Consider the following 24,713-nt stretch of genomic DNA (forward strand, 5'->3'; position numbering starts at 1 on the left):
TTCCGATGATCGCTCTTGTGGCCGCGGCCCTGCTGGGAGCCGTCCAACCGAGCTGCACGCCGCCTGACGGCACGGACGCGCTGCTGGCGCTCGAGCGCCGCTACATCGTTGTCGGAGAGCTCCATGGGACGACAGAGGTCCCGGCGGCGTTCGCGCAGCTGGTTTGCGCCGCCGCGGAACAGGGACCGGCGACGGTGGCGCTGGAGCTGCCGACGGCCATGCAGCCCCAGCTCGACGCTTTCCTCGCCGCCACCGACGAGGCCGCGGCGCTGGCGGCTCTGGAGGGGACGCACTTCCTGAACCCGCGCATGAACGACGGGCGGAGCAGCCGGGCGATGCTGGAGATGATGCTGTCGGTCCGCGCGCTACGCGCCGCCGGCCGCGACGTGGCCTTCCACGCCTTCCAGCCGAGCAAGTCCCGGCCGCGCGAGCTGAGTCAGGCCTGGTACGAACTCGACATGGGCCACGCCCTGGCGGAAGCCGCCTGCGCCCGGCCTGAGGCCAGAGTGCTGGTCCTCGTCGGCAACCTGCATGCCCGCAAGACCGGCTTCGAGCGCCTTCCCGACCTCGGGCTCCCGGCCGCCGGCCACCTTCCGGCGTCGGAGGTGGTCGCCCTGGATCTCGCCCAGCAGGGCGGCGAGGCGTGGAACTGCCAGCAGGAGTGCGGCGCACACCCGTCCCGGGCGGTCTACGACGTCGAGGCGCGCGGCGTGAGGCTCGAGCCCGCCTCCGACGGCGCCTTTGACGGCGTGCTGGCGGTGGGTCCCACCACCGCCTCGCCGCCGGTCGCGGAAGATCAGCCTTCCCCGATCTCCTCCGGCGCCAGCTCGTAGACCGAGGCGCAGTATTCGCAGGTCACCCGGATCTTGCCGTCGTCCTCGACCATGCCGGCCCGCTCCTCCGGTCCGAACGACGTCAGCACGGCGGCGATGCGGTCCTTCGAGCAGCGGCACTGCGCCTTCAGCGGGCGCGCGTCCTCCAGCCGGACGCCGTCCTCGTGGAACAGGCGGAACAGCAGGGTTTCCGGCGTGATGGTGGGGTCGATCAGCTCGTCGTCGGCCAGCGTCTGGAACAGGGCGCGCGAGCGGTCCCAGACCTCCTCGGTCGAGCCGCGGGCGGCGTCGCCGGCGATCAGCTGGATGAGCGCGCCGCCGGCCCGCCAGCTGGGGCCGTAGCCGCTGCTCACGGTTCCGACCGCGAGGCGGACCTTGGTCGGCACCTGCTCCGACTGTTCGAAATAATGTTCGGCCGCCAGCGACAGGCTCTCGCCCTCGATCGGCGTGATCCCCTGGGTGCGCTCGAAGTCGGGACCGCGGTCGAGGGTCATGACGAACACGCCCTGCCCCAGCAGGGTCTTCGCGCCGGGACGGGAGAAGCCCTGCGACACGGCCTCCACCTCGTCGGGGTCGAACCGGCAGTAGCCGCGCAGATGGCCGGTGGTGTCGTAGTCGGCGACCACATAGCGCACGGGGCCGTCGCCCTGGGCCTGGACGATCAGCCGGCCCTCGAACTTCAGGCTGGAGCCGACGAGGGCGGCCAGGGCGCAGGCTTCGCCCAGCAGGCCCGCCACCGGCTCCGGATAGGCGTGGGCCGAGAGGATGGCGTCGATGGTCTCGCCGAGCCGCACGAGGCGGCCGCGCACCGGCCAGCCCTCGATCTGGAAGGCGGCGGCGAGGTCGTCGGCGGGTGCGGCGGCGGCGGGCGCGTGATCGGTCACGAGCGGTCCTTCGGAGGGGCGGAACGGGGAGCGACGCTAGATAGGCGCGGCGCTCGCGAATGGTAAGGCCTGCATGCTAGAGCAGGAACCGGCGGGGCGGCGGCCCCGTTCCGGAAGCCCCGGGATTCCAGCTCTCCGCACGGAACAGGCATGACCAGAGCGAACCTGAAGCCCCTCAACCAGCAGGCGATCGTGGTGACCGGGGCGACGTCCGGCATCGGCCTCGCGGTGGCCCGGCGCGCGGCGCGGGCCGGGGCCTGCGTGTTCCTGATCGCGCGCAGCGAGGGCGACCTGAAGACGCTGTGCGAGGAGCTGCAGGCGACGGGGGCGCGGGTGGCCTGGGCCGTCGCCGACGTCGCGGACCACGACGCCCTGATGGCCGCCGCCGAAAAGTGCCAGCGGCTGTTCGGCGGCTTCGACACCTGGGTGAACAACGCCGGGGTCACCATCTTCGGCCGCCTCCGCGACACGACGCTGGAGGACCAGCGGCGGCTGTTCGACACCAACTACTGGGGCGTGGTCAACGGGTCCCTGGTCGCCGTCGAGCACCTGCGCGCGCGGCCGGGCGGCGGGGCGATCATCAACGTCGGTTCGATTCTCTCCGACGCGCCGATCCCGATCCAGGGCGCCTATTCGGCGTCCAAGCACGCGGTGAAGGGTTTCACCAACGCCCTGCGCATGGAGCTGATGCGCGAGCAGGCGCCGATCACCGTCAGCCTGGTCAAGCCGGCGGCCATCGACACGCCCTACAACCGGCACGCGCGAAACCTGACCGGTCAGGCGACGCAGAATCCGCAGCCGGTCTATGCGACGCACGTGGTCGCCGACACCATCCTGTACTGCGCCAGCCATCCGATCCGCGAGATCACCGTCGGCGGCGGCGGACGCCTCATCGCCAGCTTCTACGCCGCCCTCCCCGGCGTGGCGGAACCTCTTTTCGCCCGGTTCGCTCCCTCCCTGATGCGGGACCGCCGTTCCGCGTGGCAGCCGGACGACGACGGGCTCTATGACCCGACAGAGGACGGTCTCGACGAGGAGGTCCACTACCCCATGGTTCGACAATTCTCCGCCCTCGCCGAGGTGCGCAAGCACCCGGGAATCGCCGCGGGCGTGATCGCTGTGCTCGCCGGCGTCGGCCTCGCCACCCTGCTGCTGAACCAGCGCACCGGCCCGACCCGGCTGGAGAGCCTTCGCGGCCGCCTGCATCCGCGCGGCTGGGTGGACGCGGCGGCGCTGCGGGACAGGATCGACGATCTCGCGGAGACGGTGCGGCACGGCCTGACCGAGGCGGGCGAGCGCGCCGGCGAGCTGGGCGACGAGGCCCGGCATCGGTCGGGGCGCCTGCTGCATGACGCCCGGCATTCCTCGCGCAAGGCGATGCGCAAGCACGGACGCAAGGCCCGGCTCTACGCCCGCGACGCCGGCGACTACGCCCGCACTCACGCCAAGGAAGGCGGCGCCATTCTGGCCCTCGCGACCATAGCCGCGGCCATCGGCGCGGCCGCTCTCGACGCCCGCCGCCCGGACAGCCGGCTGCGCAACATCGGGCGTCACTGAGCCAATGCAGGCGGCCGTGCGGCCGCCTCGTTGCTGCAGCTGCGAAGGTGAGCCATGGTCCGACCATGACCGCCACCTTCGTCTTCGACTTCGACTCGACTCTCGTGCGTATCGAGACCCTGGAGGCGCTGGCCGACCTCGCCCTTGAAGGTCAGGCGGAAGCGCCGCGGGTTCGCGAGGAGATCGCCCGCCTGACCGCGGCGGCCATGGCGGGAGAGATTCCATTCGGCGAGGCGCTGAGTCGCCGACTGGCCCTGCTGCCGCTGACCCGGGCCCACGTCCAGGCCCTCGCGGCGGGCATCGTCGAGGAGCTCACGCCGTCGGTCCGCCGCAACGCCGACTTCTTCCGCCGGCACGCGCGGCGGGTCCTTGTCGTTTCGGGCGGATTTCGTGAGGTCATCGCCCCCGTCGCCGCCTGGCTGGGCATCCCCGAGGAGCGGGTGCTGGCGAACGACCTCGTCTACGATTCGTCCGGACGGGTGATCGGGGTCGACGACGCCAACCCCCTGTCCCGGGCGGGAGGCAAGGTCGAGGCGCTGGCGGCGGTCGACGGGCCGCGGATCATGATCGGCGACGGCTGGACCGACGCGGAGGTCTGGCTCGGCGGCGCCGCAGACCGCTTCTACGCCTTCACCGAGGTCGCCCGGCGCCCCGAGGTCGTCGCGGCGGCGAACGCCGAGGTCGCATCCGTCGACGAGTTGCTCCACGCGGAAGGCCTCGTCGGGCGCTGGTCCTATCCGCGCAGCCGCATGCGCATCCTGCTGCTGGAAGCGATCCACCCGGCCGCTGTGGCGCGTTTCGAGGACGCCGGCTATCGGGTCGAGACCGCATCCGGCGCCCTCGGGGAGGACGAGTTGATCGCCCGCATCCGGGGCGTCCACGTCCTGGGCGTTCGTTCCAAGACCCAGGTGACGGAGCGGGTTCTGGCCAGCGCCGATCGCCTGCTGGCCGTCGGCGCCTTCTGTATCGGCACCAACCAGATCGATCTGCCGGCCGCCGCCGAACGCGGCGTGGCGGTCTTCAACGCCCCGTACTCCAATACCCGTTCGGTCGTCGAGCTGGCGGTCGGACTGATGATCGTCCTGCTGCGGCGGGTCGCCGAGAAGTCGGCCGCCCTGCACCGCGGTCAGTGGAACAAGTCGGCCGCAGGCGCCCGGGAGCTGCGCGGCAAGACGCTGGGGATCGTCGGCTACGGCGCCATCGGCTCGCAGCTCTCGGTGCTCGCCGAGGCGCTCGGCATGCGGGTCGTGTTCCACGACCTGACCGAGCGGCTGGCCCTCGGCAATGCGCGCCGGGCCCGATCGCTGAAGGACCTGCTCGCTGACAGCGACGTGGTCAGCCTCCATGTCGACGGAAGATCGGCGAACGCCGCGCTTGTGGGCGCCGGCGAACTGGCGGTCATGAAGCCGGGAGCCTTGCTGCTCAATCTCTCGCGCGGCCACGTCGTCGACGTGGAGGCGCTCGCCGAGGCCGTGCGTTCCGGCCGTCTCGGCGGCGCGGCGGTGGACGTCTTTCCGGAAGAGCCGGCGACGAACCAGGACCCGTTCGCCAGCGCCCTGCAGGGCCTGCCGAACGTGATCCTGACGCCGCACATCGGCGGCTCCACCGAGGAAGCGCAGGAGGCGATCGGCGAGTTCGCGGCGGACCGGCTGCTCGCCTACCTCGAACGGGGCGACACCAGCTTCTGCGTGAACCTGCCCAATGTGCAGCTGGCCGAGGTGTCCGGCGCCCATCGCCTGCTGCACATCCACCGCAACCAGCCGGGCGTTCTGGCCGAGCTGAACCGGGCCATCGCCGCGGCGGGTCTGAACATCCTGGGGCAGCACCTCAAGACCGACGAGCGCACCGGCTACGTCATCGTCGATGTCGATCGCGACTACGATCCGAAGGCCCTGGCGGCGCTGAAAGGTGTGACCGGAACGCTGCGGTTTCGCACCGTGTACTGAAAACTTTCCCCGACGGCATCTTGCGCCGGGCCCGGAGCGGCGCAGAGTACCGGCAACGGCCGCGCACGTCGGTCGAGGGAGGATTCTTGATGTCTCGTTTTCTGCGCAACGCGGCCGCCGCCGCGCTGGCCGTGGCCGCCGCAGGCGCGATCGCCTCGGCCGCGAACGCCCAGAGCTACAACCGTCTCGTCGTCTTCGGCGACAGCCTGAGCGACAACGGCAACCTGTACGCCGCCACCGCCGGGACCAATCCGCCGTCGCCGCCCTACTACCAGGGGCGCTTCTCCAACGGCCCCGTCTTCACCGAGCTGCTCGGGTTCAACGCCGGGCGCTACGCCGCGGGCGCGCCGTTCGGCGGCAGCATCAACTTCGCGTTCGGCGGCGCCCGCACCGACGCCTCGGCCTTTCCTCCCGGCATGCGGAGCCAGCTGGCCGCCTATGTGGCGGGCGGCGGCGCCTTCGGCGCCAATGATCTCGTGAGCGTTCTCGGCGGCGCCAACAACATCTTCCAGGCCTTCCCCGGCGCCGCCGGCAACGCCCAGACCGCGGCGTCGACGATGCAGGCCGTGGCCGCTGGAGCGGCCGCGGACGTCAACTTCATCGTCAACAGCGTGGCGGCGGCGGGCGCGGGAACGGTGCTGGTGACCAACCTGCCGCGTCTCGGGATCACGCCGCAGTTCGCCGCGAGCAACCCGGCCGTGGGTCCGGCCGGCTCCGCACTGGCGGACTTCTCGGGGTCCGCGTTCAACTCGGCCCTGGCGACCGGGCTGTTCGGCGTCGCCGCCGCCAATCCGTCGTCCAACATCATCCTGATGGATCTCTACAGGATCAGCGACCCGCTGGCGGCGAATCCCGGGGCGTTCGGACTGACGAACGCCACCGACAGCTGCTTCAACGGCGTCACCGTCTGCGCCAATCCGGACGGCTATCTCTACTGGGACGGGGTCCATCCCAGCGCAGCGGGACACCGCCTGATCGCCGCCCTCGCCAACGACTACCTGTACTACGGCGACCTGGGGGCCCAGTCGGCGGTGCAGGCCGAGACCGGCTATCGTCAGCGCGAGGACCTGCTGGACCTGGCCAGCGAGGGGCTGTCCGGCCGCGCCGCGTGGACCCCGGGCATGCAGATGACCTTCGGCCTCATCGCCGACAGCGTCGAGACGGACGCCCGCGGCCCCGTCGCCGCGGCGGACGCCACCGGCTGGGGCGGCCGGGTCGGGTTCGACTATGTCACCAGCGAGACGAAGCGCTTCGGCGTCGCGGCCAGCTTCCGCACCACCGAGGTGGAAGCCGGGCCGATGGCCTTCGACGTCCAGAGCTTCGGCGTCGACTTCGCCGGCGGCTGGCGCTCGGGGGCGATGTTCGTGAACGGCGTCATCGGCGGCTCGCTCGACAATTACGACGGCGTCACCCGCGTGACCGCGCTGGCTCCCGTCGTGCATGCGGGCCAGACTTCCGGGTCCAGCTTCGGCGCCCGGCTGCAGGCCGGGACCTGGTTCGACATGGGCGGCATCGCCCTCTCGCCCCGGGCGGCCATCGGCTACGTCTCCACGGATGTCGACAGCTACATCGAGCAGGGCTTCGCGGCCCAGTACAGCTACGGCGACCGCACCCTGAGCGGGACCACCGCCGAGATCGCCCTGCGGGCCGAAGGCGGCGGCGAGGGCCTGCGGTTCTGGGCCGAGGGCGGCTATCGCGACACCCTGGGCGACGGCGGCGATCCGGTGCGCGTCGGCATCGCCGGCAACCCCGCCCAGGTGCTGGAGCGCGACGTCGAGGAGCCGTTCGGCGGCTCCATGCTGGCCTCCGCCGGCGTCGACGCGGACATCGGGCCGGTGACGATGACCGTCGGCTACCGCGGGCGCTTCGGCGACGCTGCCGACAGCCACGTCGGGGCGATCACCTTCACCCTGCCGCTGCAGTAGGGAAGAGACGCCCGACGACGATCCAGGCGCCCGGCCAACGCCGGGCGCCTTTTTCGTGTCCGGTTCCGCGGTGCGACGACCTGCCGCCCCCGGCGGCCCCAAAGTCGCCCCCTCCCGTCGTCAGCTTGCCGCCTCCACGGACGCGCACCTCCCGATGGCCCTTCGCAACGGAGAGCCCGCGTCCCTTCCCTGCTCTGCCCGAGCCGAACACGGAGCCGACGCCGCCCATGCGACGCCTGTTGCCGACCGCCCGGTCGTTCTTCATCCACTCCGGCCAGATCACCGGATTCGCCGCCGCCGCCTTCATGGCGATGGCCTTCGCCCCCCTGCCCGAGGCCGGGGGCCCCGTTCCCTACGAAGCCGCCTCCGCCCCCGAAGCGCCGCCGATCGTGGCCATCGCGGAGGCCGCGGGGCCGGTGACCCGCGACATCGCCTTCGTCCGCCCGGTGAAGGGCTATGAGGTCAACTCCCGCTTCGGCCTGCGCCGGCTGGCCGGCCAGGCCGCCCGCCAGCACAAGGGCGTGGACATCGCCGCGCCGCAGGGCACCGGCGTCTACTCGGCCGCCGAGGGCGTGGTGAGCCGCACCGGCTACGACGCCGGCGGCTACGGGCGTTTCATTGAGCTCCGCCATCCGAACGGGATGAGCACCCTCTACGGCCACCTCAGCCGGGTCGACGTGGCCACCGGCGACCGGGTCGCCGATGACGAGCGCATCGGCCTGGTCGGCTCCACCGGCCGCTCGACCGGACCGCACCTGCACTTCGAAGTCCGCCGCGGCGACCGCCAGATCGATCCGATGCGGGTGATGGGACGCTCGTTCGCCGTGAACCTCGACGTCGAAGCCTGACGGCGGCGCAACGCCCACGCTTTCTTCACCCCTTGGCCGGATAGTAGGCGGCGCAAGGGGTGTCGCTTGGACCGCATTCTCTACTGCATAGCCTTCCAGCACGACTGGCGCTGGACTGCGGCCGCGGCCGTGGTCTGTGCGTTCGGCGCAGGCACGACCTACGCCCTCCTCGGTCGCTCGCGGGGCCTCGCGGGCGCCCGGCAGCGGAACCGGGCGATCCTGGCCGCCTTCCTCGGCGGCCTGACGGTGTTCTCGACCCACTTCATCGCCATGCAGGGCTACGACGCCGGCGGCGAGTTGCGCTACGACGTCGCGCTCACCATCGCCTCCTTTCTGATGGCCTTCGCGAGCATCGGCCTGGCCTGTCTCCTGGCGCTGACCCGGCCGGGCGCGCTCGGGCGGGGTCTCGCGGCGGCCCTCGCCCTGTCAGGCGTGGCCGCGATGCACTATCTGGGGGTCGCGGGACTCATTCTTCCCGCCACCGTGTCCTGGGATCCGGTCCTGGCCGTCGCATCGGTGACGGGCGGCGTGTCCCTCGCCACGATCGGAGCCGCCTGCATCTACCGCCGGCGCCCGGTCCGGGCGCTCGCCGCCGCCGCCTGCGCAAGCGTCGCCGTGATCATCCTGCACTTCGGGTCGATGGCCGCCATGACCCTGCAGCCCGCCGCCCTGGCGGCTCCCGACTGGACGCTGGCCGCCGGCGCCATGACGAGCGTGCTGCTGGCGGCGGTCGCCATCCTGATCGCCGTGGCCGCCCTGATGGCCCTCGCGGTCTGGCGCAGCCGGATCAGCGCCCTCGCCCACATCCACGAAGCGATCGACGCCATGCCCGACGGCCTGGCCTTCTTCGACGCCGACGACCGGCTGGTTCTGTGGAACAACCGCTACGCCGAGGTGAACCCCGAGCTGACCTCCAACCTCGAGAAGGGCATGACCTTCCGGGAGATCATCCAGATCGGCCTTGATCAGGGGCTGTATGCGGAGGCGCGGGGCAGGGAAGAGGAATGGGTGCGGGAACGGCTGGCGACGCGCGCCGGCCTGTCCAGCACCATGGAGCAGCATATCGCCGGCGACCGCTGGCTGCGGGTGTCTGACCGGCGGACCGCGGCCGGCGGCATCGTGACCGTCTGCACCGACATCACCGAGCTCAAGCACCACGCCCAGGCGCTGTCGGAAGCCCGCGACGCGGCCGAGGCCGCCAACGGCGCAAAGAGCCAGTTTCTGGCCAACATGAGCCACGAGATCCGCACGCCGCTCAACGGCGTGATCGGCATCGCCCAGGCGCTGGCCAACACGCAGCTGGACCCGGCCCAGAAGGAGATGCTGGCGCTCATCCAGTCCTCGGGGCGGACCCTGCAGGTGCTGCTCAGCGACATCCTCGACCTCGCGCGGGTCGAGTCGGGCCGGCTGGAGCTGGCCGACGAGCCCTTCGATCTCGGGCGCGCCGTGCGCGAGGCCGCCAAGCTCTACGAGGCCTCGGCCCGCGACAAGGGGCTTCAGTTCTTCGTCGAGATCGACCCGGCCGCCGATCGCTGGATCTCGGGCGACATGGTGCGCCTGAAGCAGGTTCTCACCAATCTCGTCTCCAACGCCGTCAAATTCACGTCCGAGGGCTTCGTCTGCCTGACCGTCGCGCCCGGCCCCGGGGCCGCCGGCCGGCCGACACTCAGATTCTCCATTGAGGACACCGGCATCGGGTTCGATTCGGAGACCCGGACGCGGCTGTTCAGCCGGTTCGAGCAGGCCGACGGGGCGATCACGCGCAAGTTCGGCGGCTCCGGCCTCGGCCTGGCCATCTCACGCCAGCTGGCCGAGATGATGGGCGGGGATCTGGACTGCGAGAGCGAGCCGGGCGGCGGCTCCGCCTTCATGCTGACCATCCCGCTGCGCCCGGCCGAGGCCCCCGCCGCCGCGCCGCGGGTCGAATGCGACGAGGTCGTCAGCGATCGCCGCGTCCGCGTGCTGCTGGCGGACGATCACCCGGTGAACCGCAAGGTGGTCGAGATGATCCTCGCCCAGGCGCCCGTCGACATGACCGCCGTGGAGAACGGGGCGGAGGCGCTCGAGGCGGCGCGGACGGGCGACTTCGACATCATCCTGATGGACATGCAGATGCCCGTGATGGACGGGCTCACCGCCACCCGCGAGATCCGCCTGCACGAGGCCGCGATGGGCCTGCCGCGCACGGCCCTGGTCATGCTGACCGCCAACGCCCTGCCCGAGCACATCGCCGCCGCCGAGGCCGCCGGGGCTGACCGGCACCTGGCGAAGCCGTTCGACGCGGCGGAGCTGCTGGAGCTGGTCCTCACCCTCCCCGCCGCCGCCGCCGCGTCGATCGCCGCCTGACCTACTCGTAGCCGTGGGCGGCTTCGTTGATCACCTGGGACGGCATGGACGAGAAGTCGACCGCCACCGGCTGCGCCTGTTTGCGCTGGAAGGTCCGGATCACATGCTCCAGCCGACGGCGGACCTCGCGCTCGGCCTCCGTGCCGGCGTCGAGCGCCAGCGGAGCCAGGCAGAAGTCGATGATGGCCTTGCTGCTGGTCATCGGTTCCATGGGGTCTCTCCTTACTCAGCCGCCACGAACTGGGCGGTTTCGGTGGAATCCTTGAGGGCGGTGGTCGACGACTGGCCGTTGGAGATGACGGTCGCGACCTGGTCGAAGTAGCCAGTGCCGACCTCGCGCTGGTGCCGGGTGGCGGTGTAGCCCCGCGCCTCGTTGGCGAACTCGCGCTGCTGCAGCTCGGAATAGGCGGCCATGCCGCGATCACGGTAGCCGTCGGCGAGCTCGAACATCGAGTTGTTCAGGGCGTGGAAGCCCGCCAGGGTGACGAACTGGAACTTGTAGCCCATGGCCCCGAGCTCGCGCTGGAAGCGGGCGATGGTGTCCTTGTCCAGTTTGGCTTCCCAGTTGAACGACGGCGAGCAGTTGTAGGCCATCAGCTTGCCGGGATGCTCCTTCTGGATGGCCTCGGCGAACTTGCGGGCGTCCTCGAGATCGGGGTGCGAGGTCTCCCACCACAGCACGTCGGCGAGCTTGGCGTAGGCGAGGCCGCGGGCGATGCAGTGGTCCAGCCCGGTCCCCTTCTTCAGCCGGAAGAAGCCCTCCGGGGTGCGGTTCTCGCGGTCGATGAAGGGGTGATCCCGCTCGTCGACGTCGGAGGTGATCAGCTGGGCGCTCTCCGCATCGGTGCGGGCCACGGTCAGGGTGGCGACGCCGCAGACGTCGGCCGCCAGACGCGCCGCGATCAGGTTGCGCTCGTGCGCCTGGGTGGGGATCAGCACCTTGCCGCCGAGGTGGCCGCACTTTTTCTCCGAGGCCAGCTGGTCCTCGAAGTGCACGCCGGCGGCGCCCGCCTCGATGAAGGCCTTCATGATCTCGAAGCTGTTCAGCGGGCCGCCGAACCCGGCTTCCGCATCGGCGACGATCGGCGCGAACCAGTCCCGCTTGGCGCCCCCCTCGGCGTGCTCGATCTGGTCGGCGCGCTGCAGGGTGCGGTTGATGCGCCGGCACAGCTCCGGCGCGGCGTTCGCGGGATAGAGCGACTGGTCCGGGTACATCGCCCCGGCCGTGTTGGCGTCGGCGGCCACCTGCCAGCCGGAGAGGTAGATCGCCTTCAGGCCGGCGCGGACCATCTGCATGGCCTGGTTGCCCGTGACCGCCCCGAGGGCGTTCACGTAGGGCTCGGTGTGCAGCAGGTCCCAGAGGCGGTTGGCGCCGCGCTCGGCGAGGGTGTGGGTGATCGGCACGGAGCCGCGCAGGCGCAGCACGTCCTCGGGCGTGTAGGGGCGCTCCACGCCGTCGAAGCGGCCGGCGGGGGACGGAACGAGGTCTGCGAAGGTGGTCATGAGCGGTCTCCTGGGCCGATGCGCGGCGGTGTCGGAGAGGAGAACACCCGGAAGTCAAAATCGATACATGATCGCCGGCATCGGCGAGGTCGCTTGGTCACATTATGACACTTGCTGTTAAGTCATCTTGTGACACACTCGGCCCATGGAGACCGCAGACCGCAAGCTTTTCCTGGGCGGCCGCCTCAAGCGGCTGCGCCGCGATCTCGGTCTCACCCAGACCGCCATGGCGGCCGACCTCGGCTGCTCCCCCAGCTACCTGAACCATATCGAGCGCAACCAGCGGCCGGTCTCCGCCCAGCTCCTGCTCCGCCTGGCGGAGACCTACGACGTCGACCTGCGCACGTTCGGCCCAACCGGAGGACCGGCGACCGAAGCCGTCCTCTCGGAGGCGCTGGCGGACCCGGTGTTCCAGGGTCTGGCCGTCCCCCGGCACGAGATCGTCCAGCTGGCCGAGGACCAGCCCGCCGCCGCCGACGCCTTCCTGCGCCTCTACCGCGCCTTCGCCGACCGCCGCGCCCGCGACCGGGCCGAGGGCGACGCCGGGGACGAGACGCCGGCGAACTGGGTGCGGGAGTACGTGCAGGCCCGCCGGAACCACTTCCCTGAGCTGGACGCCGCCGGCGAGACGCTGGCGGCGGCGCTGGAGGCGGAAACCCCGGGCGAGGCGTTCGAGACCCGGGCCCGCGCCCGCCTGAAGGCGGCGCACGGCCTGTCCGTCCGCACCCTGCCGGACGACGTCATGGTCGAGTGGACGCGACGCCTCGACCCGCACCGCGGCCGGCTGCTGCTGTCGGAGACCCTCGGCCCGGCCTCGCGGGCCTTCGCCGTCGCCTATCAGCTGGCGCTGGCGCAGCATGACGGCGCCCTCTCCGCCATGGTCGAGGCCGCGAACGCGCCGGACGAGCCCACACGCCGCCTGCTGAAGGTGTCGCTGGCCAACACCCTGGCCGCAGCCATCCTGATGCCCTACGCCGCCTTCCAGGCCACGGCCGAGGCCGCCGGCTACGACCTCGCCCGGCTGCAGGCCCGCTTCGGCGTCTCGTTCGAACAGGCGGCGCACCGCCTGACCACCCTGTCGCGCCCCACCGCCCGCGGCGTGCCCTTCTTCCTCATGCGCGTGGACCAGGCCGGGAACGTCTCGAAGCGCTTCGCCGCCGGCGCCTTCCCCTTTTCGCGCTTCGGCGGAGCCTGTCCGCGCTGGCGCCTGCACTCGGCCTTCCGAACCCCCGGCCGGATCGTGACCCAGATCGTCGAGACGCCCGACGGCCAGCGCTGGTTCACCCTCGCCCGCACCGTCGAACGGCAGGGGCGGGACGGCTTCACCGAGCCGCACGACCTCGCCATCGGCCTCGGCTGCGAGCTGAAGCACGCCCAACGGCTGGTCTACGCCCGCGGACTCGACCTCGCCGCCCCGGACGTCACCCCGATCGGGCCGGCCTGCCGGCTCTGCCACCGCCACCCCTGCGCCGAGCGCGCCGCCCCGCCGGTCGACCGCCCGCTGACGGTCGACGACTGGTCCAAGTCGGTCAGTCCGTACCCGTTCGCGGCGGGGTGAGCGCGGCTTCCGGGGCCGTCGCAGTTCAGGTCAGGCGCAGCCGGCCCTCTTCGGCGGCAGTCAGGACGCCCGCCCGCTCCAGCAAACCCGAGATCACTCCGGCCGCATCCTCCGTCCCCCGGTCCAGCAGCGTCTCCATGTCGGCCCGCAGGGACGGATCGTCCGACACCGCGTCCAGCCGGTCCAGCCACTCCGCCCGGGTCAGCACCTCGTCCTCGCGGCTCGCGTCGATCAGCGGGCGCAGGAAGTCGAACCAGTCGCCCCCGGTCGCCCGCCTCTGCGCCGCCTCGGCGACCAGGGCGAACACCGCCCCGCAGGCGTAATGAGCCTTGAACTCGCCGCGGTCGACCGAGGTAGACACCGGCTGGTCGGCGAAGTCGACGCACTCGTCCACCGCCTCCTGCAGCCGGCCCCGGACGTCGAAGGCGGGGTCGATGGCCTGCATGGCGCGGATCGCCATCAGGTCCGCCCCGCCCTCGGTGATCCACGAATCCTCCGGCGTCGCATAGCGCACCGTCTGGCCGAGCCAGAAATGGGCGCTCTCGTGCCCGATGAACCACCGCGCCATGTCGCGCACCCCGGCGGAGGGCTGGAGCACGCCCTCGCCCTCGAAGGCCATCACCACGAGGCCGGGCAGGACGCTGCCGGCCATGCTGGCCTTTCCGGGCGTCGGCCCGGTCCAGCTCATCATGACCGTCGGCGCGGCGGACTCGCCGGGCCCCAGTCGGGCGGCGTACTGCTCCCCGATGCGCGGCGCCCAGTCCGCCAGTTCGTCCGCGATCCACCCCGGCAGACCCGGATCGACCACGGTCGACAGCCCTTCCCCGGCGACCAGCTCCGCCGGTCCGAAAAGGATGTAGGTCCCGACGCGGGTGGACTCCGGCGCATCGAGCCGCCGCCCCTGTACGAGCACCGGCCCGTCCGCGTCGCTCCAGGTCACCCGGGCCGGCCCGGACCCGTCGACGACCGGTCCGAGATCGCGCGGCAGGGCGGCGAGATCGGCCTCCGCCGCCAGCGGGATCAGGTGGAAGACCTCGCTGTACCAGGCGGCCGCGCCGTTGGAGAACATCAGCACCGGATCGTAGTTCGCCTGCAGGTCAACGAAGCGCGGCTGCATCCGCACCCGGATCCGCCGCGGCACGGGGGCGCCGTCCACCCCGCGCAGCACGTCCCGCCCGCCGACCGTCTCCAGCCTCGCCCCCGGCGTCTCCACCGTCCACTGGTGCAGCCGCCAGCCGCGACCGTCCGTCAGCGGCTCGGAGTCGCCGAACACCCACAGCGGCGCGTCGCGATCGAGGGTCAGGTCGAGCATCCAGGCGCCCGCCTCGTGGCGCACCACGGCGGCGACCGGCGGCTCCGGCGTCTCCGCCGAGGCGGGTGCGGCGGCCAGCGTCAGGGCCGCCAGCGCGGCGCCCAGGGTGCGGATCATGGCAAGCTCCTCCTCGCCCCCGTCGCCGTAGCCGCGGCGCCGAACGGCGTCAGCTTAAGCTTTGGTCAGGCTCGGGCCTCTCCGAGGGCGCGGCCGGCGGCCGCCAGCTCGGCGGCCATGACGGTCCTGAGCCGCTCCGGCTGCAGGATGGTCACCTGCCCGCTCCAGGTGAACAGGTGCCAGGCCAGCTCGCGCATGCCCGAGGCGCGGAAGCGCACCAGCACCGAGCCGTCCGGCTGATCCTCCACGCTCTGCGTCGGGTGCCAGCGCCACGCCCGCGCCTCCTCCGCTCCCTCCGGCGACACCCGCAGCACCACGTCCTCGATCTCGTCCTGGTAGATGCCGAACGACTGGCTGGCGAAGGCCTGCAGGTCGAAGTCGGCGGGCGGCGACGCCACGCCGGGTTCGGCCCGGACGCCGCTCATCCGGTCCAGCCGGAAGGTGCGGATGCCCCCTGTCTCCCGGTCGGCGGCGACCAGGTAGTTGGCGCGGCCGAACATCAGCCCGCAGGGCGCCACGCTGCGCCGCCGCGCCTCGGCGCCGGGGCGGCTGTAGATGAAGCCCAGCGGCTGGCCGGCGAGGATGGCCTGGCGGATCTGGGTCAGGACCGCCTCGTCGGCCGAGGGGCGCGGCCCGGCCTGCACGGCGATGGTTTCGGCCCGCACCAGCGCCTCCAGGTCGGGGGCCAGCCGGTTCAGCGTGGTCGAGCGCATCGCCGACTTGAGCTTTCTCTCCAGCCCCTCCAGCGCCGCCGCGCGGCCCGGCTCCCCGGCGGCGCGCAACCCCTGCGCCGCCTTGCTCAGCTCCAGCAGCTCGGCGGCGGTGGGCGCCTGTTCGAAGGCCGACAGGCCGCCGCGGATGCGCCACCGCTTGTACGGCGGGTCCGAGACCTCCTCGGCCTGCGGGAACAGGTCCAGCACCGCGTCGCGCATGCGTTCGACGGTGCGGCGCCCGACCCCCATGTCGCGGCCCATCTCGTCCAGGGTCAGCCCTTCGGCGCTGGCGGCCATCCGCCGCGCCAGCTCGATCACCATCGCCGCCTTTTCGAGTCTCATGGGCCTCAGGGAAGCATACGTCCGATTCTGACGCAACGCGGTCGCATAGTCGAACCATCGACAGAGACACCCCTTCCCGGAGCACTCCCATGGCCCGCGCCTTCGCCCCCGCCGCCGAGATCGCCGCCCACCGCTACCTGATCGTCCCCTGCGAGGCCGAGGCCGGCCTGGCGGTGATCTGGGACCGACTGGAGGAGCAGGTGATCGACGTCATCGACGCCCGCCAGTCGGCCCGCTACGCCGACGAGGACGCCCTGTGGGACGAGGCCCGCCCGGCCTTCGATCCGGCCGAAGACTTCCGCATGGCGGCCTGATCAGCCGGGATAGCGGGCCTTCAGCGAGGCCGCCGAGGCCGCCGCCATCTCCTTCAGCACCGCGGCGTCCACGTCGGCCAGCCGGTTGACGTAGACGCAGCCCTTGCCGGCCTTGTGCCGGCCCAGTCGCGCGAGGAAGTCGTCCCGTCGTTCCTCGCAGCCGGACAGGTAGAACACCAGATTGCCCTTCCGCGGCGAGAAGCCGACCAGCGGCGCGTCGCCCTCGTGGCCGCTGGCGTAGCGGTAGTGGTACGCCCCGAAACCGACGATCGACGGTCCCCACATGGTCGCCGGCTCGCCGGTGGCCTCGGCCAGCAGGGCGCAGGCGGCCTCCGCGTCGGCCCGCCGCTTCGGATCCTCCACCGCGGCGATGAAGTCGGCGGCGGAGGCGGCGGTGGGTCTGGTCTTCTGTTCGGCGGCCACGGCTACAGCCCCTTCACGATCCCCTCGACCATCTTCTTGGCGTCGGCGAACAGCATCATGGTGTTGTCGCGGAAGAACAGCTCGTTCTCGACCCCGGCGTAGCCGCTGCCCATCGAGCGCTTCACGAACAGCACCGTCCCCGCCTTCTCCACGTCCAGCACCGGCATGCCGTAGATCGGGCTCTGCGGGTCGGTCTTGGCGGCCGGGTTGGTGACGTCGTTGGCGCCGATGACGAAGGCGACGTCGCAGCTGGCGAACTCGGCGTTGATGTCCTCCAATTCGAACACCTCGTCGTAGGGCACGTTGGCCTCGGCCAGCAGCACGTTCATGTGCCCCGGCATGCGGCCGGCGACGGGGTGGATGGCGTACTTCACCTCGACCCCCTCGGCCTTCAGCTTGTCGGCCATCTCGCGCAGGGCGTGCTGGGCCTGGGCCACGGCCATGCCGTAGCCGGGGACGATGATCACCTTCGACGCGTTCTTGAGGATGAAGGCGGCGTCGTCGGCCGACCCTTGCTTGACCGGCCGCGTCTCGACCGCCCCGGCCGCGGCCCCGGAGGTCTCGCCGCCGAAACCGCCGAGGATCACCGAGATGAAGCTGCGATTCATGCCCTTGCACATGATGTAGCTCAGGATCGCCCCCGAGCTGCCGACCAGGGCCCCGGTGATGATCAGGGCGATGTTCTCCAGGGTGAAGCCCAGGGCCGCGGCGGCCCAGCCGGAGTAGGAGTTGAGCATCGACACCACCACCGGCATGTCGGCTCCGCCGATGGGGATGATCAGGGTCGCGCCGAGGATCAGGGCCAGGCCGAACACGCCCCAGAAGGCCCAGGTCGCGGTTCCGCCGGTGCCGATCAGGATGCCGATCAGCAGCACCAGCGCCAGGGCCAGGGCGATGTTGATCAGGTGCCGCGCCGGCAGCAGGATCGGCGCCCCGCTCATGTTGCCGTTCAGCTTGGCGAAGGCGATCACCGAGCCGGTGAAGGTGATCGCCCCGATGGCCACGCCGAGGCTCAGCTCGATGATCGACAGGGTCTTGATGCCGCCGGTCGCCGTGGCGATGCCGAAGCTCTCGGGCGCATAGACCGCCCCCACCGCCACCAGGCAGGCGGCCATGCCGACCAGGGAATGGAAGGCGGCCACCAGCTGCGGCATCTGGGTCATCTGCACCCGGCCGGCGATCAGCGCCCCCGCCCCGCCGCCGACCACCACCCCGCCGAGGATCAGCCCGGCCGTCAGCAGGTCCAGCGCACCCGACGACCACAGCGTCAGCAGGGTCACCCCGACGGCCAACGCCATGCCGACCATGCCGAAGGTGTTGCCCCGCCGGCTGGTCTCGGGGCTCGACAGCCCGCGCAGGCTGAGGATGAACAGGACGCCGGCGACCAGATAGGCCAGGGCCGCGATGGATGCGTTCATTCGGTCGGCTCCCCCTCGTCCTCGATCACTTGCCCGGCGGGCATGCGGTACGCGCCAGCCGCCACAGGGCCGCGGCGATGAACAGCGGCCCGAGGAAGACCATCGCCCAGTCCCAGACGCTCATCGACCGCTCCTGCGCCACGATGCGCAGCAGGATGGAGGCGAACATCAGCACCACGCCGCAGTCGAGGAAGCGCAGCTTGCGGATGGCGTCCCTCTCCCCGAACCAGCTCCAGAGCCACAGGGCGACGCCGATCGCGGTGGCGACCCAGGAGGCGGCGATGACGAACTGGACGACGTCGAGCGTCATGCGGCGTCGGCTTTCGGCCGCTCCTTCTTGCGGTACATGGCCAGCATCCGCCGGGTGACCATGAAACCGCCGAAGATGTTGACGCTGGCCAGGGTCACCGCCGCCACGCCCGCGCCCCTGGCGACCCACCCGTCGCCGCCGGTCAGCGCCGCCGCGGCGATCAGCCCGCCGACCACGATCACCGACGAAATGGCGTTGGTCACCGCCATCAGCGGCGTGTGCAGGGCCGGCGTGACGCTCCAGACCACATAGTAGCCGACGAAGATGGCCAGCACGAAGATGGCCAGGCGGAAGACGGTGGGGTCGACGTGTTCCATTCAAATGTCCTCCTCTGCGCCCCTGACTGTCGAACCGGCGGAAGCCCCGCGCTCAAGCCTTTCAAGTCGTTCGTCGATGCTCACCAAGACATAGGCCGCCGAACCGACCACAAGGCAGTAGGTCAGTCCAACAATGCCGACGATCGCCACATGGAACAGTCCCATGCCGCCAGAATCTGTCGCCCAACCGAGCCCCGCCTGAGCCACCGCGAGCACTAGGAGAATCGGGCCGCCGACCAAGGCGAGCAGCGATATGAGCTTGAGAATCCGGCGCGGGATCCGGCTCATCCCCTCACCCCCTCGTGCACCACGGCCCCGCCGTGGGTCACCGCCGCCGCCTTGAGGATCTCGTCCTCCAGATCCACCGTCAGCGTCCCGTCCTTCACCAGCAGCCCGGTGAAGGCGACGAGGTTGCGCGCATAGAGCGCCGAGGCGTCGGCCGCGATGCGTCCGGCCATGTTGGTCCAGCCGACGATCTTCACGCCGTTCGGCGTCGTCACGACCTCGCCCGCCTTCGCCCCCTCGACGTTGCCGCCGTTGTCGATCGCCAGGTCGACGATCACCGAGCCGGGCTTCATCGAGGCGACGTGCGCCGCTGTCACCAGCCGCGGCGCGGGACGGCCCGGAATCAGGGCGGTGGTGACGACCACGTCCTGCTTGACGATGTGGCTTGCGGTCAGCTCGGCCTGCTTCGCCTGGTACTCGGGCGACATCGGCTTGGCGTAGCCGCCCGCCGTCTCCGCCGCCCGGAACTCCTCGTCCTCGACCGCGATGAATTTGGCGCCCAGGCTCTCGACCTGCTCCTTCGAGGCCGGCCGGACGTCGGTGGCGGTGACCACCGCCCCCAGCCGCCGCGCCGTGGCGATGGCCTGCAAGCCCGCCACGCCGGCGCCCATCACGAACACCTTGGCGGCGGCGACGGTGCCGGCCGCCGTCATCATCATCGGAAAGCCCTTGCCGTAGGCGTACGCCGCCTCGATCACGGCGCGGTAGCCGGCCAGATTGGCCTGGGAGGACAGGGCGTCCATCGCCTGGGCGCGGGTGATGCGCGGCACGAACTCCATGGCGAAGGCGGTCACCCCCGCCCCGGCCAGCGCCGCCACGGTCTCCTTCTCGCGATACGCGTCGAGCAGGGCTGCGACCACCGCGCCGGGCTTCAGCGCGCTGGTCTCCTGCGCCGTCGGACCACGCACCTTCAGCAGGAGATCGGCCCCGGCCAGGGCCGCCTTGGTGTCGGGGGCCACCGTCGCGCCGGCGGCGGCGTAGTCGGCGTCGGGGATGGACGAGCCCAGCCCGGTCCCGGCCTCGACCGTCACCGTCGCGCCCAGGGCCGTCAGCTTCTTCACGGTTTCGGGCGTCAGGGCGCAGCGGGTCTCCCCGTCGCGGCGTTCGCGGGTCACGGCGATGGCGACAGCCAAGCGAATCCCTCCGTCCGATCCAGACGAGGGAACGTTAGGCGCAAGCGGAAGGGTGCGTAAAGCCGGCCGCCGCGCGGCGGGCCCGGATCAGTGGGCGGTCTTCGGCGCCTTCAGGAAGAACCAGCCGCCCACCATGATCACCACGAACACGATCGCCGCGGCGATCAAGCTGCCCGACGGCATGAACCAGACGGTCAGCATGGCGACGATGGCGGCGGTCAGCAGCGAGCCCCACTTGGCCATGCCCATGAACATCCGGAAGGTCGCCTCCTGCTCGGAGATCTCCTGGCTGCCGTGCACATAGGCGTCGTGGGCGTCGTGGGCGGTGTGCGGGTCGGCCATGTCGGTGTCCGGAATCTCGAAGACGGTTGGCGCTCTTATACCGGCGCGCGCCGTCGGCTCAAGCCTCAGTCCAGCGCCGCCAGCACGTCGCGCGTGAAGGGGATCGGGTCAAAGGGCTTGCCCGCCGCGTCCTCGCCCCGCCGCACGATGACAATGTCCCGGCTCGGCACGATGATCACATACTGGCCGCGATTGCCGTTGGCCGAGATGGTGTCGGTGGGAACGCCGTCGCTGCGGTTCATCAGCCAGAAGGTCGCGCCATAGCCCTGCGCCCCTCCCGGCTGCGGGCCGGAGGCCCGCGAGACGTAGGCAAGCCAGTCCTCCGGCAGCAGTCGCTCCCCGTCGACCATGCCGTCCTCGAGGTACAGCCGCCCGAAGCGGACCAGGTCCCGCGCCGTGCTCCACACCTGGCTGGACAGCACGTGGTTCCCGCGCCAGTCGGTCTCGGCCCAGGTGTCGTGCATGCCCAGCCGCCGGAACAGAGCGGCCGGAGGGTGGTCGGCGAAGGTCCCCGCGACGCCCAGCACCGCCAGCAGGGTGTCGTTGTTGGCGTAGCGGTAGCGCGTCCCCGGAGGCGCGATCAGCGGCCAGGTCGGCGCCTGTTCGTCCACCCCGACGCCGCCGAAATAGAGGGCGTCGGTACGGTTGCCCGCCGTGTCGCTGGTCAGGCCCGAGGCCATGCGCAGCAGGTTGTCGAGGGTGATGGCCTGCCGCGGATCGCCGTCCCGCCTCCAGTCCGGAAGGGCGACCGGGGCGTTCACGTCCGCCTCCCCGCGCTGCACCGCCGCCCCGACGATCGTGCCCGCCAGCGACTTGGCCACGGACCAGGTCCGCTGCGGCGTGTCCGGTCCGAAGCCCGGAGCGTAGCGCTCCGCCACCAGTCGGTCGCCCTGCAGCACCGCCACCGCCGTGGTGTTGGCCCCCGCCCCGTAGCCCCCGTCGAAGGCGCGGTCGACCGCGGCCGTGAGGGCGGCGAGGTCGCCCTCCGCCGGCCCGGCCGGCAGGTCGCCGGCCTCCGGCGCCGGGACCGGAACCCGGCCGTCCCCGGTCGGACCGTCCCAGCCGACGGGCATCACGCTGCAGCCCTGTCCCGGGCGATAGACCGCCACGCGCGGCGGCATGGCCGCATCCCAGGCCACGGAGAAGCGGGCCCCCGCGATCTCCACCGGCATCGCCCGCACCAGCGGGTCCAGCTCCGGATAGACGCCGACCAGCTCGTTGGCCTCGACGCTCTCCAGCGTCCGCGCGCCGCCCGCGGCCTCGGCGCTCTTCAGGGCGCCGCAGACCATCAGGGCCTTGTAGCCGGCGGCCATGCTCCGCACCGGGGCGGGCGCCTCGGCCACGACGGCGGGAAGCGGCGACTGGGCGGCGGCGGCCAGCGGAACGGCGGCCAGGGCGGCCGCGAGGATCAGGGTGCGCATCGGACGACGCTCGCCGCCCGGGCCGGCTTCGTCAATCAGAAGGTGGCCTCGAACTGATCGACCAGCCGCTCCAGCCGCTTCGTGCCGATGGTCCAGAAGGCCGGGTCGCGCGGATCCAGCCCGAACGGCGCCAGCGCCTCGACATAGCCCTTCGACCCGCCGCCGGCCAGCAGCTCGCGGTACAGCGGCGCGAACCCCGCCGGGTCCTTCGCCCGCGTCTCCATCAGCGCCGCCACCAGCAGGTCGCCGAAGGCGTAGGCGTAGACGTAGAAGGGCGCGTGCACGAAGTGGCTGACATAGGCCCACCAGTGCTCATAGCCGTCGTTGAGCGTCACGGCCGGCCCGAGGGAGCCGCCCATCTCCTCCAGCCAGATGGCGTTGATCCGCTCCACCGGCAGCTCGCCGGCCGCCCGCTCGTCATGGAAGCGCGTCTCGAAACGGTGGAAGGCGATCTGGCGCACCACCGTGTTCAGCCCGTCCTCGATCCGCCCGGCCAGCAGGCCGCGCTTCTCCGCTTCCGGCGCCGTCTTCAGCAGCCGGTCGAAGGTCAGGCCCTCGGCGAAGATCGACGCCGTCTCCGCCAGGGTCAGCGGCGTGTCGGCCAGCAGGCTGCCCTGCCCCGCCGCCAGCGTCTGGTGCACCCCGTGCCCCAGCTCGTGCGCCAGGGTCAGCACGTCGCGCCGCTCGCCCATCCAGTTCAGGAACACATAGGGGTGACGGTCCGCCGTCACCGGGTGGGCGTAGGCCCCCGACTGCTTGCCCGGCCGCGCCTTGCCGTCGATCCACGGCCGGTCGAAGAAACCGCGGGCCCGCTCGGCGAACTCGTCGCCGAGGTCGGCGAAGCTCTCCAGCACCAGCTCCCGGCCCTGACGCCAGTTGAAGCCGCGCGGCGCGGTGGTCTCCAGCGGCGCGTTGCGGTCCCACTGGTCCAGCTTCGCCTTGCCCAGCGCCCTGGCCTTGAGCGCATAGTAGCGGTGCGACAGGCGCGGCCAGGCCTCGGCCACGGCCTCGGCCATGGCGTCGACCGACTCGCCGTCGACCTCGTTGGCCAGGTGGCGGCTGTCGGCCGGCCGTTTGAAGCCGCGCCAGCGGTCCTCCAGCGCCTTGTCCGCCGCCACCGTGTTCAGCACCAGCGCCATCGTCCCGGCCCGCGCCGCCAGCGCCTCGTTCAGCCCCACGGCCGCCGCCTTGCGCTGCGCCGCCTTCGGATCGGACAGGCGGTTCAGCGCCTCCGACAGGGTCAGCTCGTCCTTGCCGGCCTTCACCCGGAGCGCCGCCAGCGTCTCGTCGAACAGCCGCGGCCACTGGGCGCTGATCGGCGCGCGCTCGGCGAGGAAGGTCTCCAGCTCGTGGGACAGCTCGTGCGGCTTCATGGCCCGCACCCGCCGCAGCCACGGCCGCCAGCGCGCGGCGGCCGGCGCGGCCGCGAGGGCGGCGTCGATTTCCGCCTCCTCGAGCTGGTTGATCTCCAGCGTGACCCAGATGGTCGAGGCGGCGATGGCCGTCCCCTTTTCCCGGATTGTCGCCTCGAAGCCCTGCGCCGCCGCATCGTTGCGGTTGGTCGAGGCGGCGAGGAAGGCGTAGGCGCCGAGCGCGCCGAGCACGTCCGAGGCCTGCTCGTACAGCGTCACCGCCCGGTCCAGCCGCTCGCCCAGCAGGGCGGCCTCGGCCCGGGCCCCGGCCAGCTGGCCCTGCAGGCCGTTGAGTTCGGCGACGAGCGCGCGGGCGCGCGCCAGGTCGGCCTCGATGCGCGGGTCCTCGCGCGAGGCGTACAGGTCGGCGAGGTCCCACAGCGGGGCCTCAAGCGGTTCGGCGGGGGTCTGGAAGGGCGCGTTCATGCCCTCCTTGTGGGGAGCCCGGAGCCCCGGCGCAACGGCCGAAAGCCGCCAGACGCCCCGGCGGCGCCGGATCATTCTGCCGGGAAAGGAGACGCCGCCCCATGAGCTTTCGCATCCAACCCCTGCCCCTCGCCCCGTTCCGGCCGCTGTTCGCGCTCGACGACGCCGGCCTCGCGGCGATCGGCGCCCGGCGCATGACGGCCGAGGCGCCGCACAGCGCCCCCTGCCGCGTCAGCCTCGCCGACGCGGCTCCCGGGGAGCGGCTGATCCTTCTCAACCACCGGCACCTCGACGCGCCCGCCAGCCCCTACCGTTCGGAAGGCCCGGTCTTCGTGCGCGAAGCCGCGGCCGAGGCGGCCCCGGCGCCGGGCGAGGTCCCCGACATGCTGCGCCGGCGACTGCTGTCGGCGCGGGCCTATGACGCGGACTGGATGATGGTCGACGCGGACGTGGTCGACGGCGGGGAGCTGGCGGAGCGGCTGGAGGCATGGCTGGAGCGGCCCGAGGTCGCCGTCGTCCATCTGCACACCGCCCGCCGGGGCTGCTTCCTGGCGGCGGCCGTCCCCGCCTGAAGCATCAGGCGGCGAAGGCGGCGATCAGCGCCTTGAGCTCCGGTTCGTCGACGCGCCGCTCCGCCTCCTCCGGCGACATCCACTCGCGCGTCCGCTCGCCCCGCTCCTTCCAGTCCGCGTGCACGGTCAGCACCTCCAGCGGAAAGACCGCCACCACGCACCATTTCGGCGCGCGGCGCTTCAGGGCCTTCAGATAGCGGAAGGTTCCGAACGGCTGATCGACGACGCGGCCCTCCACGCCCGCCTCCTCCAGCGCCTCCTGCGCCGCCGCCTCCGCGTCGGAGCGCCCGGACATCCGCCCGCCCTTGGGCGTGACCCAGCGCCGCGTCTCGCGCGAGGTGACCAGCAGGATCTCGACGCCGCCGGGGCTTCGCCGCCACGGCAGGGCCGCCACCTGTCGGCGGTCGCTGCGTTCGGAGCGGGTGGGATCGGCCGCCATCCGTCAGCGCACTCCGA

At 71.9% G+C, this 24,713-nt stretch carries 24 protein-coding genes and 1 pseudogene; 10 read left to right on the forward strand and 15 right to left on the reverse strand.

What is annotated here, in order from left to right:
- The first annotated feature begins 5 nt into the window (after positions 1-5).
- A complete protein-coding gene (locus H2038_RS05900; protein ID WP_292110316.1) occupies positions 6-833 on the forward strand; it encodes a hypothetical protein in 828 nt (275 codons plus the stop codon).
- Here the strand turns inward: H2038_RS05900 and H2038_RS05905 are convergent.
- On the reverse strand, positions 797-1,717 hold the full coding sequence (locus H2038_RS05905) for an Hsp33 family molecular chaperone (protein WP_292110318.1): 921 nt from the start codon (positions 1,715-1,717) through the stop codon (positions 797-799). The genes H2038_RS05900 and H2038_RS05905 overlap by 37 nt on opposite strands.
- A gap of 150 nt (positions 1,718-1,867) precedes the next feature.
- On the opposite strand from H2038_RS05905, the gene H2038_RS05910 reads away from it, so the two are divergent.
- The 6 genes and pseudogenes from H2038_RS05910 to H2038_RS05930 all read left to right on the forward strand — a co-directional run bounded on the left by H2038_RS05910 (position 1,868) and on the right by H2038_RS05930 (position 10,339).
- A complete protein-coding gene (locus H2038_RS05910; RefSeq protein ID WP_292110321.1) occupies positions 1,868-3,274 on the forward strand; it encodes an SDR family oxidoreductase in 1,407 nt (468 codons plus the stop codon).
- Between the two features lie 65 nt (positions 3,275-3,339).
- Positions 3,340-3,855 (forward strand): annotated as a pseudogene (locus tag H2038_RS14855) (HAD-IB family phosphatase); the annotation flags it as partial.
- A 117-nt stretch (positions 3,856-3,972) separates the two neighbouring features.
- Positions 3,973-5,220 (forward strand): phosphoglycerate dehydrogenase, encoded by a 1,248-nt coding sequence (gene serA, locus H2038_RS05915; protein WP_366926485.1) that lies wholly within the window; start codon positions 3,973-3,975, stop codon positions 5,218-5,220.
- 89 nt (positions 5,221-5,309) lie between these two features.
- Positions 5,310-7,145, forward strand: coding sequence for an autotransporter domain-containing protein (locus H2038_RS05920; protein ID WP_292110326.1), 1,836 nt, complete (start codon positions 5,310-5,312; stop codon positions 7,143-7,145).
- 227 nt (positions 7,146-7,372) lie between these two features.
- Positions 7,373-7,993 carry a M23 family metallopeptidase gene (locus H2038_RS05925; protein WP_292110329.1) on the forward strand — a complete coding sequence of 207 codons (621 nt, stop codon included), beginning with the start codon at positions 7,373-7,375 and terminating at the stop codon, positions 7,991-7,993.
- A gap of 66 nt (positions 7,994-8,059) precedes the next feature.
- On the forward strand, positions 8,060-10,339 hold the full coding sequence (locus H2038_RS05930; protein WP_292110332.1) for an ATP-binding protein: 2,280 nt from the start codon (positions 8,060-8,062) through the stop codon (positions 10,337-10,339).
- A gap of 1 nt (position 10,340) precedes the next feature.
- Here the strand turns inward: H2038_RS05930 and H2038_RS05935 are convergent, their stop codons facing one another.
- Positions 10,341-10,550: a hypothetical protein gene (locus H2038_RS05935; protein ID WP_292110335.1), complete on the reverse strand. Its 210-nt coding sequence runs from the start codon at positions 10,548-10,550 to the stop codon at positions 10,341-10,343.
- 11 nt (positions 10,551-10,561) lie between these two features.
- On the reverse strand, positions 10,562-11,842 hold the full coding sequence (gene aceA / locus H2038_RS05940) for an isocitrate lyase (RefSeq protein ID WP_292110337.1): 1,281 nt from the start codon (positions 11,840-11,842) through the stop codon (positions 10,562-10,564).
- A 145-nt stretch (positions 11,843-11,987) separates the two neighbouring features.
- On the opposite strand from aceA, the gene H2038_RS05945 reads away from it, so the two are divergent.
- Complete coding sequence (locus H2038_RS05945) at positions 11,988-13,400, forward strand: short-chain fatty acyl-CoA regulator family protein (protein WP_292110340.1); 1,413 nt, start codon at positions 11,988-11,990, stop codon at positions 13,398-13,400.
- A 25-nt stretch (positions 13,401-13,425) separates the two neighbouring features.
- Here the strand turns inward: H2038_RS05945 and H2038_RS05950 are convergent, their stop codons facing one another.
- Both H2038_RS05950 and H2038_RS05955 read right to left on the reverse strand, forming a co-directional pair.
- Positions 13,426-14,829 (reverse strand): hypothetical protein, encoded by a 1,404-nt coding sequence (locus tag H2038_RS05950; protein WP_292110342.1) that lies wholly within the window; start codon positions 14,827-14,829, stop codon positions 13,426-13,428.
- Positions 14,830-14,894: 65 nt separating this feature from the next.
- Positions 14,895-15,884, reverse strand: coding sequence for a WYL domain-containing protein (locus H2038_RS05955; protein WP_292110345.1), 990 nt, complete (start codon positions 15,882-15,884; stop codon positions 14,895-14,897).
- A gap of 89 nt (positions 15,885-15,973) precedes the next feature.
- On the opposite strand from H2038_RS05955, the gene H2038_RS05960 reads away from it, so the two are divergent.
- Positions 15,974-16,198, forward strand: coding sequence for a hypothetical protein (locus H2038_RS05960; protein ID WP_292110348.1), 225 nt, complete (start codon positions 15,974-15,976; stop codon positions 16,196-16,198).
- Here H2038_RS05960 and H2038_RS05965 read toward each other — a convergent pair whose 3' ends face one another.
- The 9 genes from H2038_RS05965 to H2038_RS06005 all read right to left on the reverse strand — a co-directional run bounded on the left by H2038_RS05965 (position 16,199) and on the right by H2038_RS06005 (position 23,685).
- Complete coding sequence (locus H2038_RS05965) at positions 16,199-16,621, reverse strand: DUF1801 domain-containing protein (RefSeq protein WP_292110350.1); 423 nt, start codon at positions 16,619-16,621, stop codon at positions 16,199-16,201.
- 2 nt (positions 16,622-16,623) lie between these two features.
- Entirely contained in the window at positions 16,624-18,039 is a 1,416-nt protein-coding gene (locus tag H2038_RS05970) for an NAD(P)(+) transhydrogenase (Re/Si-specific) subunit beta (RefSeq protein ID WP_292110352.1), read from the reverse strand.
- Between the two features lie 25 nt (positions 18,040-18,064).
- The gene (locus tag H2038_RS05975; RefSeq protein ID WP_292110354.1) at positions 18,065-18,349 is read right to left on the reverse strand and encodes a hypothetical protein; all 285 of its coding nucleotides are present in this window, start codon (positions 18,347-18,349) and stop codon (positions 18,065-18,067) included.
- The gene (locus tag H2038_RS05980; protein ID WP_292110356.1) at positions 18,346-18,666 is read right to left on the reverse strand and encodes an NAD(P) transhydrogenase subunit alpha; all 321 of its coding nucleotides are present in this window, start codon (positions 18,664-18,666) and stop codon (positions 18,346-18,348) included. The genes H2038_RS05975 and H2038_RS05980 overlap by 4 nt, the downstream gene beginning before the upstream one ends.
- Positions 18,667-18,954: a hypothetical protein gene (locus tag H2038_RS05985; protein WP_292110358.1), complete on the reverse strand. Its 288-nt coding sequence runs from the start codon at positions 18,952-18,954 to the stop codon at positions 18,667-18,669.
- The gene (locus H2038_RS05990) at positions 18,951-20,084 is read right to left on the reverse strand and encodes a Re/Si-specific NAD(P)(+) transhydrogenase subunit alpha (protein WP_292110361.1); all 1,134 of its coding nucleotides are present in this window, start codon (positions 20,082-20,084) and stop codon (positions 18,951-18,953) included. Before H2038_RS05990 ends, H2038_RS05985 begins: the two co-directional genes overlap by 4 nt.
- Before the next feature lie 87 nt (positions 20,085-20,171).
- On the reverse strand, positions 20,172-20,426 hold the full coding sequence (locus H2038_RS05995; protein ID WP_292110364.1) for an aa3-type cytochrome c oxidase subunit IV: 255 nt from the start codon (positions 20,424-20,426) through the stop codon (positions 20,172-20,174).
- Between the two features lie 65 nt (positions 20,427-20,491).
- Positions 20,492-21,847 (reverse strand): serine hydrolase, encoded by a 1,356-nt coding sequence (locus H2038_RS06000; RefSeq protein ID WP_292110367.1) that lies wholly within the window; start codon positions 21,845-21,847, stop codon positions 20,492-20,494.
- 35 nt (positions 21,848-21,882) lie between these two features.
- Complete coding sequence (locus H2038_RS06005) at positions 21,883-23,685, reverse strand: M3 family oligoendopeptidase (RefSeq protein WP_292110370.1); 1,803 nt, start codon at positions 23,683-23,685, stop codon at positions 21,883-21,885.
- Between the two features lie 101 nt (positions 23,686-23,786).
- On the opposite strand from H2038_RS06005, the gene H2038_RS06010 reads away from it, so the two are divergent.
- Positions 23,787-24,257, forward strand: coding sequence for a DUF1203 domain-containing protein (locus H2038_RS06010; protein ID WP_292110372.1), 471 nt, complete (start codon positions 23,787-23,789; stop codon positions 24,255-24,257).
- Between the two features lie 4 nt (positions 24,258-24,261).
- Here the strand turns inward: H2038_RS06010 and H2038_RS06015 are convergent, their stop codons facing one another.
- Entirely contained in the window at positions 24,262-24,696 is a 435-nt protein-coding gene (locus tag H2038_RS06015) for an NUDIX hydrolase (protein ID WP_292110374.1), read from the reverse strand.
- Positions 24,697-24,713 lie beyond the last annotated feature (17 nt).

Source organism: Brevundimonas sp., from assembly GCF_013912005.1.
In the GTDB taxonomy this organism is placed as follows: domain Bacteria; phylum Pseudomonadota; class Alphaproteobacteria; order Caulobacterales; family Caulobacteraceae; genus Brevundimonas.

Coding starts and splice junctions, on each gene's coding strand:
- H2038_RS05900 (WP_292110316.1), top strand. CDS start 6: ATGATCGCTCTTGTGGCCGCGGCCCTGCTGGGAGCCGTCCAACCGAGC.
- H2038_RS05910 (WP_292110321.1), top strand. CDS start 1,868: ATGACCAGAGCGAACCTGAAGCCCCTCAACCAGCAGGCGATCGTGGTG.
- H2038_RS05920 (WP_292110326.1), top strand. CDS start 5,310: ATGTCTCGTTTTCTGCGCAACGCGGCCGCCGCCGCGCTGGCCGTGGCC.
- H2038_RS05925 (WP_292110329.1), top strand. CDS start 7,373: ATGCGACGCCTGTTGCCGACCGCCCGGTCGTTCTTCATCCACTCCGGC.
- H2038_RS05935 (WP_292110335.1), bottom strand. CDS start 10,550: ATGGAACCGATGACCAGCAGCAAGGCCATCATCGACTTCTGCCTGGCT.
- aceA (WP_292110337.1), bottom strand. CDS start 11,842: ATGACCACCTTCGCAGACCTCGTTCCGTCCCCCGCCGGCCGCTTCGAC.
- H2038_RS05945 (WP_292110340.1), top strand. CDS start 11,988: ATGGAGACCGCAGACCGCAAGCTTTTCCTGGGCGGCCGCCTCAAGCGG.
- H2038_RS05950 (WP_292110342.1), bottom strand. CDS start 14,829: ATGATCCGCACCCTGGGCGCCGCGCTGGCGGCCCTGACGCTGGCCGCC.
- H2038_RS05955 (WP_292110345.1), bottom strand. CDS start 15,884: ATGAGACTCGAAAAGGCGGCGATGGTGATCGAGCTGGCGCGGCGGATG.
- H2038_RS05960 (WP_292110348.1), top strand. CDS start 15,974: ATGGCCCGCGCCTTCGCCCCCGCCGCCGAGATCGCCGCCCACCGCTAC.
- H2038_RS05970 (WP_292110352.1), bottom strand. CDS start 18,039: ATGAACGCATCCATCGCGGCCCTGGCCTATCTGGTCGCCGGCGTCCTG.
- H2038_RS05975 (WP_292110354.1), bottom strand. CDS start 18,349: ATGACGCTCGACGTCGTCCAGTTCGTCATCGCCGCCTCCTGGGTCGCC.
- H2038_RS05980 (WP_292110356.1), bottom strand. CDS start 18,666: ATGGAACACGTCGACCCCACCGTCTTCCGCCTGGCCATCTTCGTGCTG.
- H2038_RS05985 (WP_292110358.1), bottom strand. CDS start 18,954: ATGAGCCGGATCCCGCGCCGGATTCTCAAGCTCATATCGCTGCTCGCC.
- H2038_RS05995 (WP_292110364.1), bottom strand. CDS start 20,426: ATGGCCGACCCGCACACCGCCCACGACGCCCACGACGCCTATGTGCAC.
- H2038_RS06000 (WP_292110367.1), bottom strand. CDS start 21,847: ATGCGCACCCTGATCCTCGCGGCCGCCCTGGCCGCCGTTCCGCTGGCC.
- H2038_RS06005 (WP_292110370.1), bottom strand. CDS start 23,685: ATGAACGCGCCCTTCCAGACCCCCGCCGAACCGCTTGAGGCCCCGCTG.
- H2038_RS06010 (WP_292110372.1), top strand. CDS start 23,787: ATGAGCTTTCGCATCCAACCCCTGCCCCTCGCCCCGTTCCGGCCGCTG.
- H2038_RS06015 (WP_292110374.1), bottom strand. CDS start 24,696: ATGGCGGCCGATCCCACCCGCTCCGAACGCAGCGACCGCCGACAGGTG.